Source organism: Methylobacterium sp. C1 (genome assembly GCF_001854385.1).
GTDB lineage: Bacteria > Pseudomonadota > Alphaproteobacteria > Rhizobiales > Beijerinckiaceae > Methylobacterium > Methylobacterium radiotolerans.
The window spans coordinates 4,521,726-4,537,536 of record NZ_CP017640.1 but is presented as its reverse complement, the minus strand read 5'-3'; the positions used below and the strand labels follow the sequence as shown (position 1 = coordinate 4,537,536).

18 protein-coding genes are annotated in these 15,811 nt (G+C 73.8%); 7 read left to right on the top strand and 11 right to left on the bottom strand.

Going from position 1 to position 15,811, the window contains the following annotated elements; translation table 11 throughout:
• Nucleotides 1-15: 15 nt before the first annotated feature.
• The 10 genes from BKE41_RS21020 to BKE41_RS20975 form a co-directional block, all read right to left on the bottom strand.
• The gene (locus BKE41_RS21020; protein ID WP_012320922.1) at nucleotides 16-276 is read right to left on the bottom strand and encodes an exodeoxyribonuclease VII small subunit; all 261 of its coding nucleotides are present in this window, start codon (nucleotides 274-276) and stop codon (nucleotides 16-18) included.
• A 136-nt stretch (nucleotides 277-412) separates the two neighbouring features.
• Nucleotides 413-925: a protein-tyrosine phosphatase family protein gene (locus BKE41_RS21015; protein ID WP_043074346.1), complete on the bottom strand. Its 513-nt coding sequence runs from the start codon at nucleotides 923-925 to the stop codon at nucleotides 413-415.
• A 50-nt stretch (nucleotides 926-975) separates the two neighbouring features.
• On the bottom strand, nucleotides 976-1,536 hold the full coding sequence (locus BKE41_RS21010; RefSeq protein WP_012320920.1) for a hydrolase: 561 nt from the start codon (nucleotides 1,534-1,536) through the stop codon (nucleotides 976-978).
• A gap of 26 nt (nucleotides 1,537-1,562) precedes the next feature.
• Nucleotides 1,563-2,177, bottom strand: a complete 615-nt coding sequence (locus BKE41_RS21005; protein WP_071000054.1) for a DNA-3-methyladenine glycosylase I — start codon at nucleotides 2,175-2,177, stop codon at nucleotides 1,563-1,565.
• A gap of 126 nt (nucleotides 2,178-2,303) precedes the next feature.
• Nucleotides 2,304-3,155: a folate-binding protein YgfZ gene (locus tag BKE41_RS21000; RefSeq protein WP_012320918.1), complete on the bottom strand. Its 852-nt coding sequence runs from the start codon at nucleotides 3,153-3,155 to the stop codon at nucleotides 2,304-2,306.
• 111 nt (nucleotides 3,156-3,266) lie between these two features.
• Nucleotides 3,267-3,521 (bottom strand): hypothetical protein, encoded by a 255-nt coding sequence (locus BKE41_RS20995; RefSeq protein WP_012320917.1) that lies wholly within the window; start codon nucleotides 3,519-3,521, stop codon nucleotides 3,267-3,269.
• A 159-nt stretch (nucleotides 3,522-3,680) separates the two neighbouring features.
• Nucleotides 3,681-4,169, bottom strand: a complete 489-nt coding sequence (locus tag BKE41_RS20990; RefSeq protein ID WP_012320916.1) for a TIGR02301 family protein — start codon at nucleotides 4,167-4,169, stop codon at nucleotides 3,681-3,683.
• Entirely contained in the window at nucleotides 4,166-4,669 is a 504-nt protein-coding gene (locus BKE41_RS20985) for an NUDIX hydrolase (protein WP_012320915.1), read from the bottom strand. Before BKE41_RS20985 ends, BKE41_RS20990 begins: the two co-directional genes overlap by 4 nt.
• Nucleotides 4,666-5,853: a hypothetical protein gene (locus tag BKE41_RS20980; protein WP_083374390.1), complete on the bottom strand. Its 1,188-nt coding sequence runs from the start codon at nucleotides 5,851-5,853 to the stop codon at nucleotides 4,666-4,668. Before BKE41_RS20980 ends, BKE41_RS20985 begins: the two co-directional genes overlap by 4 nt.
• Nucleotides 5,850-6,572, bottom strand: coding sequence for an SDR family oxidoreductase (locus BKE41_RS20975; RefSeq protein WP_041372745.1), 723 nt, complete (start codon nucleotides 6,570-6,572; stop codon nucleotides 5,850-5,852). The genes BKE41_RS20980 and BKE41_RS20975 overlap by 4 nt, the downstream gene beginning before the upstream one ends.
• A 174-nt stretch (nucleotides 6,573-6,746) precedes the next feature.
• On the opposite strand from BKE41_RS20975, the gene BKE41_RS32475 reads away from it, so the two are divergent.
• From BKE41_RS32475 to thiL, 4 genes are all read left to right on the top strand, one after another.
• A complete protein-coding gene (locus BKE41_RS32475; protein ID WP_012320912.1) occupies nucleotides 6,747-7,334 on the top strand; it encodes a hypothetical protein in 588 nt (195 codons plus the stop codon).
• 143 nt (nucleotides 7,335-7,477) lie between these two features.
• Nucleotides 7,478-7,972: a 6,7-dimethyl-8-ribityllumazine synthase gene (ribH, locus tag BKE41_RS20965; RefSeq protein ID WP_012320911.1), complete on the top strand. Its 495-nt coding sequence runs from the start codon at nucleotides 7,478-7,480 to the stop codon at nucleotides 7,970-7,972.
• Nucleotides 7,973-8,097: 125 nt separating this feature from the next.
• Nucleotides 8,098-8,577: a transcription antitermination factor NusB gene (nusB, locus tag BKE41_RS20960; protein WP_234742125.1), complete on the top strand. Its 480-nt coding sequence runs from the start codon at nucleotides 8,098-8,100 to the stop codon at nucleotides 8,575-8,577.
• A gap of 4 nt (nucleotides 8,578-8,581) precedes the next feature.
• Nucleotides 8,582-9,577, top strand: coding sequence for a thiamine-phosphate kinase (gene thiL / locus BKE41_RS20955; RefSeq protein WP_063111085.1), 996 nt, complete (start codon nucleotides 8,582-8,584; stop codon nucleotides 9,575-9,577).
• On the opposite strand, the gene BKE41_RS20950 is transcribed toward thiL, so the two are convergent.
• Nucleotides 9,497-9,868 carry a hypothetical protein gene (locus BKE41_RS20950; RefSeq protein WP_071000053.1) on the bottom strand — a complete coding sequence of 124 codons (372 nt, stop codon included), beginning with the start codon at nucleotides 9,866-9,868 and terminating at the stop codon, nucleotides 9,497-9,499. The two genes, thiL and BKE41_RS20950, sit on opposite strands and share 81 nt — an antisense overlap.
• A 485-nt stretch (nucleotides 9,869-10,353) precedes the next feature.
• Between BKE41_RS20950 and BKE41_RS20945 the strand changes: the two genes are divergently transcribed.
• The 3 genes from BKE41_RS20945 to BKE41_RS20935 all read left to right on the top strand — a co-directional run bounded on the left by BKE41_RS20945 (nucleotide 10,354) and on the right by BKE41_RS20935 (nucleotide 15,811).
• On the top strand, nucleotides 10,354-12,498 hold the full coding sequence (locus BKE41_RS20945) for a sodium-translocating pyrophosphatase (RefSeq protein WP_012320907.1): 2,145 nt from the start codon (nucleotides 10,354-10,356) through the stop codon (nucleotides 12,496-12,498).
• Nucleotides 12,499-12,692: 194 nt separating this feature from the next.
• A complete protein-coding gene (locus tag BKE41_RS20940) occupies nucleotides 12,693-13,784 on the top strand; it encodes an alkene reductase (protein ID WP_063111086.1) in 1,092 nt (363 codons plus the stop codon).
• 113 nt (nucleotides 13,785-13,897) lie between these two features.
• Nucleotides 13,898-15,811: a PAS domain S-box protein gene (locus BKE41_RS20935; protein WP_071000052.1), complete on the top strand. Its 1,914-nt coding sequence runs from the start codon at nucleotides 13,898-13,900 to the stop codon at nucleotides 15,809-15,811.

The window sequence follows — 15,811 nt, the reverse complement described above, 5'->3', positions numbered from 1 at the left end:
TTCGACCGCCGAGCCTCAGGACATGTCGAGTGGGGCGACGCCCTCGGGCCGCCCGTCGGAGCCCAGCGTGATCCGCTGGATCCGCGCCTCGGCCCGCTTCAGCAGCGCCTCGCAATGCTTCTTCAGCACCTCGCCGCGCTCGTAGATCGCGACCGATTCGTCGAGCGGCACGTCGCCGCGCTCGAGCCGGCGCACGATTTCCTCGAGCTGTTCCAGCGCCTTCTCGAAGGGCAGGTCGCCGGCGGCGGGGGCCACCTCGGGTCTGCTCGCACTCATCCCAGATACTTCCTTTGGGGGTGGTTGTACGGCGCGATCCCCAATGCCCACAACCCAGGGGGACCGTCCGCCGGCCGGGTCCTGACCGTTTTGGACGCGGGCGGCGGCGTTTGCGCCACACTTGGCGTCCGACGGTTCACGCCAGCGCGAGGGTGAACGGCGTGCCCTCGAAGGCGTCGGCGCCGCGACCGATGCGCGCGATCGCCGCGACCATGCGGCCGTCGCGGTCGAGCATCCGGTCGGCGATCGCCACGAACAGGGGGTTGGGCGTGGCCGAGGGCGAGGCGGCCCGCAGGGCGTCGGCGATCGCCGCCTCGTCGCGCTCCGGCGCCAGCGCGCAGGCCGCGATGTAGGCCGCCGCCGTCGAGCGGCTGATCCCGGCGTAGCAGTGGATCACCAGCGGCTTCTCCCGCGGCCAGGTCCGGACGAAGTCGAGGACCCGGGCCACGTGTTCTTCAGCCGGCAAAACGTGTCCGTCGCGCGCCGCCGCGATGTCGCTGACCCCGATGACGGCGTGGTTCTCGGCGTCGATCACGGCCGGCCGCTCCAGCGGCGTGCCGACATTGATCAGCGTGAGCACGTGGCTCGCGCCGGTGGCGGCGACGGTCTCGGGCAGGCGCGAGAGCGGACAGACGTGGAGGGTCGGCATGGTGGGGCGCCAGTGACCTGCGATCGTGACGGATCGAGGGCGGAGATCCGTCAGGGCGGAGACAGGGCGGTGAAGCGCGCGAGGAACCGCGCCTCGGCCTCGGCGGTCGGCCACGGCTCGGCCAGGGCCGGCACCGGGGCGGGCAGGGCGACCGAGGGGCCGAAATAGCGCTCGGCCTCCTCGCGGGCGAAGCCCGCGAGGCGCACCGCCTCGACGTGGGCGGCGATCCGGTCGGCCCGCTTCACGAGGCCGGCGAGCGCGGCCGACGGGGCGGCGAGGCCGAAGCGGCGGCGCACCGCGTCGAGCAGGCGCAGCTCGACGCCGCGATAGGCGTCGCCGATGGCGGCCTTGAGCGGCGAGATGATGTCGCCGACCACGTATTCCGGCGCGTCGTGCAGGAGCAGCTCGAGCCCGTCCCGGTCGGTGCAGCCGGGATCGAGGTGGCGGCCCACGGCCTCGACCAGCAGGCTGTGCTGGGCCACCGAGAAGACGTGCGGCCCGCGGGTCTGGCCGTTCCAGCGCGCGACCCGGGCGAGGCCGTGGGCGATGTCGGCGATCTCGATGTCCCCGGGCGCCGGGTCGAGGAGGTCGAGGCGCCGGCCGGAGAGCATGCGCTGCCACGCGCGCGGCGGCGCGCTCACCGGATCCGGCCCAGTTCGGCGCAGGGCCCGTGCCGGTGGCAGCCGACGAGGTGGTCGTTGACCATGCCCACCGCCTGCATGAAGGCGTGCACGATCGTCGGCCCGCAGAAGGAGAAGCCCTCCGCCTTCAGGGCCTTCCCGATCGCCCGGGAGACCGGCGTCTCGGTGGCGATCTCCGCGCGGGTCCGGGCGGTGCCCTGGACCGGCCGGCCGTCGACGAAGTCCCACAGGAAGCGCGCGAAGCCGGGGCCGCGCTCCTCGATCCGCAGCCAGGCCCGGGCGCCCGCGACGGTGCCCTGGATCTTGGCGCGGTTGCGGATGATGCGGGTGTCGGCCATCAGCCGCGCGACGTCCGCCTCGGTGAAGCGGGCGATCCGCTCCGGATCGAACCCGGCGAAGGCGTCGCGGAACCCGTCCCGGCGGCGCAGGATGGTGATCCACGACAGGCCGGCCTGGAAGCCGTCGAGGATCAGCTTCTCGTAGAGGGCGCGGCCGTCATGCTCGGGCACGCCCCACTCGGTGTCGTGATAGGCGACGTAGAGCGGGTCGAGGCCGGCCCACCAGCAGCGCGGGCAGCCGTCGGGATGATCGATGAGGCTGGTCTCGGACATGCGGCGACGGTAACGAGAACAGGAGCGGAACGCCACCGCCGGGGCGGGCACCGGCTTCCGCGGCCGCTTCGGCGCGCCGGGACGAGCCGCTGCCCCCGCTCCGAGCCCGTGCGCCGCCTCGCGGTCCTACTCGGCCGCGCTCGTCGCCGCGTCCGGCATGGCGAAGGTCGCGCAGGCCGGGCGCTCCAGCGTCACGGGGCGGTCGCCCGCGCGCGGGGTCTCGCCGGCGGCCAGCGCGTCGCCCAGGCGGTCGAGGCGGATCGTGGCGAGGCCGCGGTTCCCGGCCGCGCTGCCCGCGGTGCCGAGCACCTTGCCGCCCGCCGTGATCTCGGTGCCGGGCGCGGGCGCCGCGTCCGGGTAGGCTGCGGCCAGGATGCGGGTCCGGGCCGTGCCCCGGTGCTGCATCCGCGAGACCACCTCCTGGCCGACATAGCAGCCCTTGCGGAAGTCGACGCCGCCGAGCTGATCCATCAGCGCCTCGTGCGGGAAGGCGTCGCCGAAGGCGAAGTCGCGCCCGCCCTCGGGCACGCCGAGGGCGATCCGGTGCGCGTGGTAGTCGGCCTCGGCGGCGTCCGCCGAGAAGGCGCCCGCGGCGGCGTAGAGGCGGGCGCCGAGATCGACGGCGCGGGTATCGGCCACGGCCTCCGCGGCGGGCGGGGTGGCGCCGGCCCAGGCCGCCGCGACCGCGACGGTCGGGTCGGCCGCGATGGTCGCCTGCGCGCGCAGGCGGTAGAGCGTCAGGCGCTTGGCGAGGTCCGCGGCCCTGTCGGCCAGCACGTCGAACCGGAAGCCGTCCGGGATCCGCGAGATCAGGAAATCGAACAGGATCTTGCCCTGCGGCGTCAGCAGGGCGCCGAGGCGCGCCTCACCGGGCCGGAGCGTCTCGACGTTGCAGGTCAGGACGCCCTGGAGCAGCGTCGTGGCGTCCGGCCCGGTGACGGTGACCAGGGCGCGATCCGGCAGCAGGGCGACGGGCATGGGCGGCGATTCCTCGGGGAGCGGGCGGTCCGGCAGGCCGGACCGCGGATCCGGGACGTAGTCGCTGACCGCCCGCGCCTCAACCGTCCGCGCTCACGCGCGCGATGCGGCTCAATGCTGGAGCGTCGTGGTGAAGGCCCCCCCGCGGATGCGCTCGGGGAAGCCCTCCGCGTAGCGGGCCGTGGCCTCCTCGCCGTACGTCGTCACCAGTTCCTGAAAGGCCGCGAACAGGGCGGCTTGAGCCATGCAGTCACCGTCGAGTCCATCGAGGCAGCCTTCCGCGAACGCTTCCGAGACGTAACTCAGCGCGACGCGTTTCTCCTCGACATCGACCTCGATGGGGGCGGTGTGAGAGCTGTGCTGCATGGCCCGATACTTCCATTGCGCCGGACACGGGGCCCGGCGGACACAATGGATGATAAGCAGGTCCCGGCGGCTCGGCCAGCCGAGAATTTCGGATCGGTTAACACGGACGCTCAAATCCGGTGTTTCGCCGGCATCGGCGCCCCGTGTGTTGCGCCTGCATCACCCCCCGAAACGCCCGGCCAGGGCGTGCGACAGCCGGTCGCCCTCGGCGACGTACCGGGCGGCCGCCTCGTGGGCCGCGGGCGTGCAAACCCGGTAGGTCAGCGCGTAGCCGCGGTAGCCCCGGTTGTAGGCACCGGCCAGCCGGTCGCGGCGGGCCGGGGTCACGCCCTCGGAGTCGATCAGCGCCTTCATGCGGGCCGGCCAGTCGGCCGCGTCCGGGGCCGCGCAGAGGTTCCGCAGGAACGCCAGGGCACCGATGATCTCGGACATGCGCAGCAGGTCGCGGTCGTAGGGCGCCGGCACGTCCGCGGGGGCGGTCGCGTCCTTGGACGCGTCCTTGGGCGCCTCCTTCGCGGCCTCCCTGGCGGGCGCGCCGCTCCGGCCGGAGCGCTGCTGCGCCTGGGCCGGCGCGGCGACCGGACCGGCCAGGAGCGCCAGCAAGTACGGGAGCGCCAGCAGGCACAGGAGGGTCGCGGGGCGCCTCACGCCGTCGCCTCCCCGCCCCGCATCCCCGCGCTCCCGTCTTCGCCCCGGGCCGCCACCCGCGCGAAGGCCTCGCGCAGGGTGTCGGCCAGGCCGGGCGTGGTCGGGAGGGTCGCCACCTCCGCGAGCGTCGCCCACCGGGTGCCCAGGGCCTCGGGCCCGGCCACGGGCTCGCCGCCGCGCCACAGGGCGGCGTGCGGGTGGACGACGTAGTGATGCCGGGCCCGGCCGGCCTCGTCCCGGACGATGATCTCGGTGGGCGAGAGCACGCCGACCACCTCCGCCGGCAGGCCGACCTCCTCGGACAGCTCCCGCAGGGCCGCCTCGGCCAGGGATTCGCCCGCCTCCACGAGGCCGCCCGGCAGGGTCCAGACGCCGCGCATCGGCTCGTTGGCCCGCGCCGCCAGCAGGACCCGGTCGCCGCGGATCACCGCGATCGACGCGCCCACGAAGGGCCGGGCCGGGAACAGGCGGCTGTCGGGATCCGGTGCGCCCGCGGTCACGGCTTGCCCCCGTCGGTTGCCACGACGGCCACCCGGCCGTCGGCGAGGCCGACGAGCAGCCGCGCCGTCGCGCCCGCGCCGAGGACGACGATGCCGGTCTCGGCGGGGGCGGGCAGGGGCACGCGCGCCCGCTCGTGCAGGCCGCCCCTGGCCGCCACGAAGGCGATCTCCGGCCGGCCCGCCACCGGCAGGACGAGCTCGGGGCTGCCGCCGGCCGGATCGGTCACGGCGAGATCCGAATCGCCGTCGCCGGCCGCGTAGCCCGCGGCCTCGCCGGCGGGCTCGATCGCGTCGGGGCGCAGCGTCCAGAGCTGGAGCCTGCCCCTGGCGCTGACCGTCGCGGCCTGGGGGGCGCCGGACCCGGAGAAGTCCGCGATGCCGGCGATCTTCAGCGGCGGTCCCGGCTGGGCGGGCGTGCGGGCAGCGACGGCCCAGGCCGCGCCCGGATCGCCGGCGGGCCGGTCGATCAGCGCGAGGCCGCCGGTATCCGCGCCGGACAGCGTCGCCGCCAGCAGCGCCGGGCGGCCTCCGAGGCGCAGCAGGCGCGGCCGCAGGGGCGCGAACACGGCCTCGCCCCCCGCCGGCACCGTCGCGGTCGCCACGGGAACGGGCTTCGGATCGGTGCTCACCGCCATCGGCTGGCGCTCGCGGATCGTCAGGACCGCGGCGGCCGCGCCGCCGTCGGGGGCGCGGGTGCGCCCGGTGAGGTAGGCGCTCAGGGGGCCCGAGAGGGCGCGGCGCGAGCCCGGCAGGGCCCCGCGCGGCGTCTCGGCGGCGGTCAATCCCTCGACTGCATCCCTGCCGATCGGCCGCACGGTGACGGTGCCCTCCGCCAGGGCGAGCACGGCGCCGCCGTCGTCGCCCCAGACCACGGCGATCGGCGCGCTCTCCTCGTCGCCGGCCTGCTGGGCGCCGGTCTGCGCGCCGGTCTGCGCGCCGGACTTGCCGCCGGTGATCGGCAGCAGCCCGGAGGTCGCGACCGAGACCGCGGCCTCGCTGCGCGAGCCGCGCAGCGCCCGCACCTTGAAGGGCAGGTCGAGGATCCGGATCCCGGGCTCGGCCCGGGCGACCGCGACCGGCGCGACGCACGCGAGCAGGCTGAGGGCGAGCGCGCGCCGCCCGCGGCGCGCCGCCGGGTTCCGGCGCGCGGACGCCGCGCCCGAGGAAGCGTCCGATCTGGTCAAACGTGCTGGCCGCCGTTGATGTGGAGTTCGGCCCCGTTCACGTAGGACGAGGCCTCGGTGCACAGGAAGTAGATCGCCTTGGCGACCTCGTCCGGCGTGCCGAGCCGGCGCTGCGGGATCTGCTCGACGAGCTTCTCGGTGCCGGGCGACAGGATCGACGTGTCGATCTCGCCCGGCGAGATCGCGTTCACCCGCACGCCGAGCGGCCCGAAATCGGCGGCCATCTCGCGGGTCAGGCCCGCCAAAGCCGCCTTGGAGGTGCCGTAGGCTGCCCCCGCGAAGGGGTGGACGCGCGAGCCGGCGATCGACGTCACGTTGACGACCGAGCCCTTCGCCCGGGCCAGTTCCTCGCGCAGGCCCCGGGCCAGCAGGATCGTGGCGAAGAGGTTGACCTGGAACACCCGCTGCCACGTGTCGAACTCGGTGGCCAGCGCGCCGAGGCGCTCGCCCTCCGGCCCCTTCGGCGAGATGCCGGCATTGTTGACCAGCGCGTGCAGCACCCCGCCCTCGGCGGCGAGCCGGCCCCGCACCTCCTCGACGGCGCGGACCGTGTCCTGCGCGTCGGCGAGGTCGACCTGCAGGTGGTCCTCGGGCCCCATCTCCCAGGGGCAGTTCTCCGGGAAGGCGTGGCGCGAGCAGGTGATCACCCGCCAGCCCGCGGCCGAGAAGCGCTTGACGGTGGCGTGGCCGATGCCCCGGCTCGCGCCCGTGAGCAGCATGATGCGCCGGCGTTCGTTGACGGGGAGGGCCAAAGCCGTAAGCCTCGCTGGCGTTCAGGGATCGCGGCCCGGTCGGGCGCGGTGCGTGCCGGTGAGCCCCAATGGTCTAGGCGCACGGAGACCGGAAATCCAGAGCGGGCCGCGCGTCGGTGCCGGAGCACGGAGGGGAAACGCATGACCACCGGTCAGACCAGCGCGGAGCGCATGCCGGAGATCCCGGACGGCAGCCTGTCCCCGGCGCAGGCCGAAGCGGCGGCCGCGTTCCGGGCCGAGCGCGGCGTCCCGGTCTTCGGACCGTTCGTGCCGCTCCTGCGCAGCCCCGAGCTGATGCTCTGCGCGAGCCGGATGGGCCAGTACCTGCGCTACGGCAGCGTCCTGCCGCTGCGCATCAGCGAGTTCGCGATCCTGGTGGTCGCGCGGGAGTGGAGCCAGCCGGTCGAGTGGGCGATCCACCACCCGATCGCCCTGAAGGCCGGGGTCGCCCCCGAGACCGCGCAGGCGCTGGCCGAGGGGCGCCGCCCCGACACGATGAGCGCCGACGAGGCCCTGGCCTACGCGTTCTCGACCGAGCTGACGCGCAACCGCGCGGTGAGCGACGCGACCTACGCGGCCCTGGTCGCGCGCTTCGGCGAGCAGGGGGCGATCGATCTGACCGGCATCAACGGCTACTACGCGCTGCTCGCCATGACGATGAACGTCGCCCGCACGGCCCCGCCGGAGGGCGGCCCCGCGGCCCCGCCGCTGCCGCCACTGGTGGGGTAGGGCGCGCCGCGGCCGTGGTGCGGGGGCCGGGGCCTGGTCCCGCGCCGCTTGTGGCGCCGGCCGCTTCGGTCTAACCGTCCTCCCCCGTGCGGGTGCCCGACGTGCCGCCCGCCCATTCCCGAAAACCCGGCCGGACGAGAGCCATGGTCGCCCATACCCGCGCCGATTCGGCGCCCAAGCCCACCGACCCGGCGCTCGCCGGCGCCCGGATCCTCGTGGTCGAGGCGCGCTACTACGACGCGATCGCCGACGAACTCCTCGCCGGCGCCCTGGCGGCGATCGAGGCCGCCGACGCCCGGGCCACCGTGGTGACCGTGCCGGGAGCCCTGGAGATCCCCGCCGCCGCGGCGATCCTGCTCGACACGGGGGCCTACGACGCCGTGGTGGCGCTGGGCTGCGTCATCCGCGGCGAGACCGGCCACTACGACATCGTCGCCGGCGAGAGCGCCCGGGCGCTCATGGACCTGTCGGTGCAGCGCCGGGTGCCTCTGGGCAACGGCATCCTCACGGTCGAGACCGAGGCGCAGGCCCTCGCCCGCGCCCGGGTCGCCGAGATGAACAAGGGCGGCGGTGCCGCCGAGGCGGCGCTCGGCGTGCTCGCCCTGAAGCGTATGGCCGACGGCGCGCGCCCGCGATGACGGATACACCCATGACCGGGACCCCCGACACCCATCCGGAGACCGGCACCGACACTGCCGGCGCTCCCGCCAAGATCAGCCCGCGCAGCGGCGCGCGCCTCGCCGTCGTGCAGGCGCTCTACGAGATGGACATCTCCGGCAAGGGCGTGCTCGACGCCCTCGCCGAGTTCGAGGCCTTCTGGATCGGCCAGGAGGTCGACGGGATCGCCCATCCCCCGGCCGAGACCGCCTTCTTCCGCGACCTGCTGCGCGGCACGGTCGAGGAGCAGCGCGCCATCGACCCGAAGCTCGACCAGGCCCTCGCCCAGGGCTGGCCGCTGCGGCGCATCGAGATCGTGCTCCGGGCGATCCTGCGGGCGGGCGCCTACGAGCTGATGTTCCGCCGCGACGTGCCGGCGGCCGCGGCGATCTCGGAATACGTCGACGTGGCCCACAGCTTCTACACGGCCGATGAGCCGGGCCTCGTCAACGCCGTCCTCGACCGGGTCGCCCGCGAGGTCCGGCCGGGCGAGGTCGGGGCCCCGAAGGCCTCCGGCAAGCCGGGCTCGTCCAAGCCGCTCCCCGGCAAAGCTGCGGCTGGGAAACCGTCGGCCGGGAAGGCCTGAAGCCTTGGCCGGGCCGGCCCGCGCCTCCGAGGAGGGGCTGATCGCCCGCTACTTCGCCCCGCTCGCCGGGCCGGGCGCCGACGGGCTCCGGGACGACGCCGCCGCGCTGACGCCCGCGCCGGGCCACGACCTCGTCCTCACCGTCGACGCCGTGGTGGCGGGGATCCACTACTTCGCGGAGGATCCGCCGGCCTCGATCGCCCGCAAGGCCCTCGGCGTGAACCTCTCCGACATCGCCGCCAAGGGCGCGGTCCCGCGCGGCTTCCTGCTGACCCTGGCGCTCCCCGACGACTGGACGGAGGCCTGGCTCGACGGCTTCGCGCAGGGGCTCGGCGCGGCGGCCGCGGCGGCCGGCTGCCCGCTGCTGGGCGGCGACACGGTGCGCTCCGGTGGGCCGGCGCTGATCTCGGTGAGCGCGTTCGGCGAGGTGCCGACCGGCACCATCGTGCGGCGCACCACCGCGCGGGCCGGCGACCGGATCTGCGTCACCGGCACGATCGGCGACGCCGCCCTCGGCCTGCGGATGCGCCTGGAGCCCGACGCCCCCTGGGCGTCAGGCCTCGACCCGGCGCAGCGGGCCGAACTCGCCGACCGCTACCTGCACCCGCGCCCGCGGCTCGCCGCCGCGCCGGCGGTCCGCCGCCACGCCACCGCCGCCATGGACGTCTCCGACGGCCTCGCGGGGGATCTCGCCAAGATGCTGGGGGCGGGCCGCACCGCCCGGGTGGCGGTGGCCGACGTGCCGCTCTCGGGGGCCGCCCAGAGCGCCTGCGCGGCGGAGCCCGCCCTGATCGAGGCGGTCCTGACCGGCGGCGACGATTACGAGATCCTCTGCACCGTCGCGCCGGAGCGCCTGGAGGATCTCCGGGCCGAGGCCGCGGCCGCCGGGATCGCCGTCGCCGCCATCGGCACCGTCACCTCAGGCGACGGCCCGCCGCGCTTCGAAATGCGCGATGGCGCCGAGCGCGTGTTCGCGGCCGGGGCCTTCAGCCACTTCTGACGCCCGGATCGCGTCCGGTCGGGCGGTCATCGGGCCGGCGGCGGCCCCGGCCGGGTGGCCGATCTGGCCCCGGACCTCCCCGATCATCTCGGCGGCGACCACCGGGATCCAGCGGCCGACCGGGTCCTCGCCCGCGCCGGGCGCCCGGGACAGGGCGCGCTGCAGCACGGACAGCAGGTCGTCCTGGATCGCGAGCGGCTGCGCCGCGACCCGTTCGGCGATCAGGAACCCGACCGCGCCGCTCAACACCTCGATCGTCGCCGCCAGCTTGGCGGCCTGGTCGCTGCTCATGGCGAACCCCCGTCAGAATACAACCAAAAATAGAATATCGGTTGGTTAAGGCAGGGTTAACGGCCGCGGGGACCGTTCCCGATCCTGCTGCAACGGCCGGAAAGGACAGCGAACCCGGTCCCGGCACCCGCGCCTCGTTCGGCACGGGCCCGGGCATCGCCGCCGTCCCGGATCGATCGGGAACGGCTCTGACCCGTCGCGCGGTGCCCGCGAGAGCGGGCCGGCGGCGGCCGGCCGGGAACGGCATTTGCATCATAATGCAGTTTTTCGAGTCCGGGACGCGTCGGCGCGCCGCGCCACGGGACTCGATCCCGGCGCCGTCCGCCCACGCGGCGTTTGCGCTCACCGGCGAAGTTTGGCAATCAAGGCATTGTTCTGGGAAGGAAAGCCCCGGATCCGAGCACCGCGTCCCATGGCCGTCGTCCGGCGGCCAAGCTCGACAATCACAAGCCCACGCCAGGCACGATAATAACAAGGACGGTCGAATGATTCCCTTGGTCCTGATCATCGCGGGCGGGCTCTGCGCCGTCGCCTACGGCATCGTCACGATCCTCGACGTGATGCGGCGCGACGCCGGCACGCAGCGCATGCAGGAGATCGCCGCCGCCATCGCCGAGGGCGCGCAGGCCTATCTCCGCCGGCAGTACACGACGATCGGCCTCGTCGGCGTCGTCCTGTTCGTCCTCCTCGCCGTCTTCCTCGGGATCAAGGTCGCGGTCGGCTTCCTGATCGGCGCCGTGCTGTCGGGCGCGGCCGGCTTCATCGGCATGAACGTCTCGGTGCGGGCCAATGTCCGCACCGCCCAGGCCGCCTCGACCTCGCTGGGCGGCGGCCTCGACGTCGCCTTCAAGTCGGGGGCGGTGACCGGCATGCTGGTCGCGGGCCTCGCGCTCCTCGGCGTCGCCCTCTACTACCTGTTCCTCACCCGCGCGGCCCATCTCGAGCCGTCGAGCCGCGAGGTGATCGACGCCCTCGTGGCGCTGGGCTTCGGCGCCTCGCTGATCTCGATCTTCGCCCGCCTCGGCGGCGGCATCTTCACCAAGGGGGCCGATGTCGGCGGCGACCTCGTCGGCAAGGTCGAGGCCGGCATCCCGGAGGACGATCCGCGCAACCCCGCCACCATCGCCGACAACGTCGGTGACAATGTCGGCGACTGCGCCGGCATGGCGGCCGACCTGTTCGAGACCTACGCGGTGACGGTCGTCGCCACGATGGTGCTGGCCGCGATCTTCTTCTCGGGCGCGGGCGGCAGTGACCGAAACGTCCTCGAGCCGATGATGCTGTACCCGCTCGCCATCGGCTCGGCCTGCATCCTCACCTCCATCGCCGGCACCTACGCGGTGCGACTCGGCGCCAACCAGTCGATCATGGGCGCCCTCTACAAGGGGCTGATCGCCGCCGGCGTGCTCTCCATCGCGGCGATCGCGGCGGTCAACATGACCCTGTTCGGCGGCTTCTCGACGAGCTTCACCACCTCCACCGGCCTGACCTTCACGTCGGGCGCCCTGTTCGGCTGCGCGGTGATCGGGCTCGCCATCACGGCGCTGATCGTGGTGATCACCGAGTACTACACGGGCACCAACTTCCGCCCGGTGAAGTCGATCGCCGACGCCTCGGTGACCGGGCACGGCACCAACGTGATCCAGGGGCTGGCGATCTCGCTCGAATCGACCGCGCTCCCGGCCATCGTGATCGTGGCCGGCATCATCAGCACCTACGCGCTCGCCGGCCTGTTCGGCATCGCCATCGCGGTCACCGCCATGCTGGCGCTGGCCGGCTTCATCGTCGCCCTCGACGCGTTCGGACCCGTCACCGACAATGCCGGCGGCATCGCCGAGATGGCGGGCCTGCCCGCCGAGGTGCGCAAGTCGACTGACGCCCTCGACGCGGTCGGCAACACCACCAAGGCGGTGACCAAGGGCTACGCGATCGGCTCGGCGGGCCTCGGCGCGCTGGTGCTGTTCGCCGCCTACACGTCGGACCTGAACTACTTCATCGCCCATGCGAGCCCGACGCAGTACCGCTTCTTCCAGGGGGTCAGCGTCGATTTCTCGCTCTCCAACCCGTACGTGGTGGTCGGGCTGCTGCTCGGCGGCCTGATCCCGTTCCTGTTCGCCGGCATCGCCATGACGGCGGTCGGGCGCGCGGCGGGCGCGGTGGTCGAGGAGGTCCGGCGCCAGTTCCGGGCCAAGCCCGGGATCATGCAGGGGACCGACCGGCCGGATTACGGGCGGGCAGTGGACATGCTGACCCGCGCGGCGATCAAGGAGATGATCGTCCCCTCGCTGCTGCCGGTCCTGTCGCCGGTGGTGCTGTTCTTCGTGATCCAGTTCATCGCCGGGAAGAGCCAGGCCTTCGCGACCGTGGGCGCGAGCCTGCTCGGCGTGATCCTCACCGGGCTCTACGTGGCGATCTCGATGACCTCGGGCGGCGGCGCCTGGGACAACGCCAAGAAGTACATCGAGGACGGCCACCACGGCGGCAAGGGGTCCGAGGCCCACAAGGCGGCGGTGACCGGCGACACGGTCGGCGACCCCTACAAGGACACCGCCGGTCCGGCGGTGAACCCGGCGATCAAGATCACCAACATCATCGCCCTCCTGCTGCTCGCCGTGCTGGCGCATAGCTGAGTTCCGCGGGGCTGGGGCGCGTCGACGGGGCCGGGCTCTTCGCAGAGCCCGGCCCTTCCCGTCTCGCCGTGTGCGTACCCGCACGCGACGGTCAGTCCTGCGGCGCAACACCTTGGCATCGCGGCGCCGCAGCGCCACCTCGGCGCCGGATTAAACCCGGACGCGGCCCCCGCCGCGCCAGCACGAGGTAACCCATGCCGTCCCTGCTCGACCCGATCCGCATCGGCGCCATCGAGGCGAAGAACCGGATCTTCATGGCTCCGCTGACCCGCGGCCGCGGCACCCGCGAGCACGTTCCGACCCCGATCATGGCCGAGTACTACGCGCAGCGCGCCGGTGCCGGCCTGATCCTCACCGAGGCCACCGGCATCAGCCAGGAGGGCCTCGGCTGGCCCTACGCGCCGGGCATCTGGTCCGACGCCCAGGTCGACGCGTGGCGGCCGATCGTGAAGGCCGTTCACGACCGGGGCGGCAAGATCGTCTGCCAGATCTGGCACATGGGGCGGATGGTCCATTCGGACTTCCTCGGCGGCGCCAAGCCGGTCTCGTCCTCGCCCACGACGGCCCCCGACCAGGCCCACACCTATTCCGGCAAGAAGCCCTACAGCGAGGCCCGCGCCTTGGAGGTGTCCGAGATCCCGCGCCTGCTCGCCGATTACGAGCGGGCCACCGCCAACGCCCTGGCGGCCGGGTTCGACGGGGTGCAGATCCACGCCGCGAACGGCTACCTGATCGACGAGTTCCTCCGCGACGGCACCAACCACCGCACCGACCAGTACGGCGGCTCCATCGAGAACCGCGTGCGACTCCTGCGCGAGGTCACCGAGGCGGTGGCGAAGGTCGCCGGGCCGGAGCGCACGGGCGTGCGCCTCTCGCCGAACGGCGCGATCCAGGGCTGCAACGACTCGAACCCGGAGCCGCTGTTCGTCGCCGCCGCCCAGGCGCTCGCCGATGCCGGGATCGCCTTCCTGGAGATGCGCGAGCCGGGACCGAACGGCACCTTCGGCAAGGCCGACCACCCGCCGATCGCCCCGGCGATGCGGCGCGTGTTCCGCAACCCGATGATCCTGAACGCCGACTATGACGGGATCAGCGGCCAGAAGGCCCTGGATGCCGGCGAGGCCGACGCCATCGCGTTCGGCCGGACCTTCATCGCCAATCCGGACCTCGTCGAGCGCATCGCCAAGGGCGCGCCGCTCAACAAGGACGACGCCGCGACGTGGTACAGCCAGGGGCCCGAGGGCTACGTCGACTATCCGACGCTGACCGAGTCACGCGCCGCCTGACGCGCCGTCTTCGGGACCCCTGCCGCATCCGCGCGGGTGCGGCAGGGGTGCGGCAGGAAAGCGCGGCGGTTCCTTGGCAGCGGACCGTCGCGCACCTATGTGATGGCAGGACCATGGATGTGCCTGCACCTCACGCGCTCGCGGAAGCCGGACCGACCGACGGGCGCTGGAGCGCCGCGGCCCGGATCGCGGAGTTGCGCGACCTCGCGATCCTCGATTCCGAGCCGGAGCCGCTCTACGACGATCTCGTGCGGGTCGCCGCCTATGTCTGCCGGGCCCCGGTCGCGCTCGTCAGCCTCGTCGACGCCGAGCGCCAATGGTTCAAGTCGGAGTTTGGCCTCGGCAAGCGCGAGCTGCCGATCAACTGCTCGGTCTGCGCCCACACGATCGAGGCCGGTGACCTTCTCATCATCCCGGACCTGACCGCCGACCCGCGGACCACCGAGAACCCCCTCGTCACCGGGGCGCCGGCCTACCGCTTCTACGCGGGCGCGGTGATCCGCGGCGGCCACGGCATCCCCCTCGGCGCGCTGTGCGTGCTGGACCGGGCCCCGCGGCCGGGCGGCCTCGATTCGGAGCAGACCGCGACCCTGCTGGCACTGGCGCGCCAGATCTCCAGCCTGCTGGAGCACCGCCGGACGCTGGCGCAGGTCGCCGCCCGCGAGGCGGAGATCGCCGCCAGCGAGCGCCGCTTCCGCGTGATGACCTCGGCGATGCCCCAGATGGTCTGGACCACGCGGCCGGACGGGTTCCACGACTACTACAACGACCGCTGGTACGAGTTCACCGGCGTCCCCCACGGCTCCACCGACGGCGAGGCCTGGAACGGGATGTTCCATCCCGAGGACCAGGACCGGGCCTGGGCGCGCTGGCGCCACTCGCTGGCCACTGGCGAGCCCTACGAGATCGAGTACCGCCTGCGCCACAACAGCGGCGACTACCGCTGGACCCTGGGGCGCGCCATGCCGATCCGGGACGCCGAGGGGCGGATCGAGCGCTGGTTCGGGACCTGCACCGACATCGACGACCTGAAGCGCGCCGAGGCCGAGGCCCGCAAGCTCGCGGCGATCGTCGAGACCTCCAAGGACTTCATCGGGCTCTGCACCCTCGAGGGCGCGATCACCCACCTCAACGAGGCGGCCCTGGCCCTGGTCGGTCTGCCCGACCTCGCGGCCGCCCGCGCCAAGACGGTGCCCGACTTCTTCACCGACGACAGCCGCCGGATCCTGGCCGAGACCGTCATGCCGGCGGTGCGCCGGGACGGGTTCTGGGAGGGCGAGCTCGCCTTCCGGCACTTCGTCACCGGCGAGCCGCTGGCGGTGCTCTACAACATCTTCCCGGTGCGCGACCCGACCGGGGCGGAGATCGGCTACGCCACCGTCACCCGCGACCTGCGCGAGGCCAAGCGCGCCGAGGAGGCCCGCGACCTGCTGATCCGCGAGCTGTCGCACCGGATCAAGAACATCTTCGCGGTGGTCGGCGGCCTCGCCGCCCTGACCGCTCGGACCGACCCCGCGGCCAAGCCGTTCGTGGCCGCGTTCCGCGAGCGGCTCGGCGCCCTGGCCCGGGCCCACGAGTACGTGCGCCCGCATTCCCCCGACAGCGCCCCGCCGGTCGCCGGCCAGACGGTGCTCGGGCTGATGCGCCTGATCATGGCCGCCTACGAGGAGAGCGGGCGGGCGCGCGTGGTGATCTCCGGGGACGATGCCGAGATCGGCGAGCGCACCGCCACGGCCCTCGCGCTGATCATGCACGAGCAGGCCACCAACGCGGTCAAGTACGGCGGTCTCTCGACCCGGGAGGGCGCCGTCTCGCTCAGCGGGATCCGTGAGGCGGGCCGCTACACGCTGACCTGGCGCGAGGAGGGCGGCCCGCAGGTCGCCGGCGCGCCGTCCCGGAAGGGGTTCGGCACGGTGCTGGCGGAGCGCAGCGTCGCCGGCCAGCTCGACGGGGTGCTGGAGCACGATTGGGCGCCGGGCGGTCTCCTGATGCGGCTCAGCGTCCCGCTCGAGAACCTGCGGACCTGA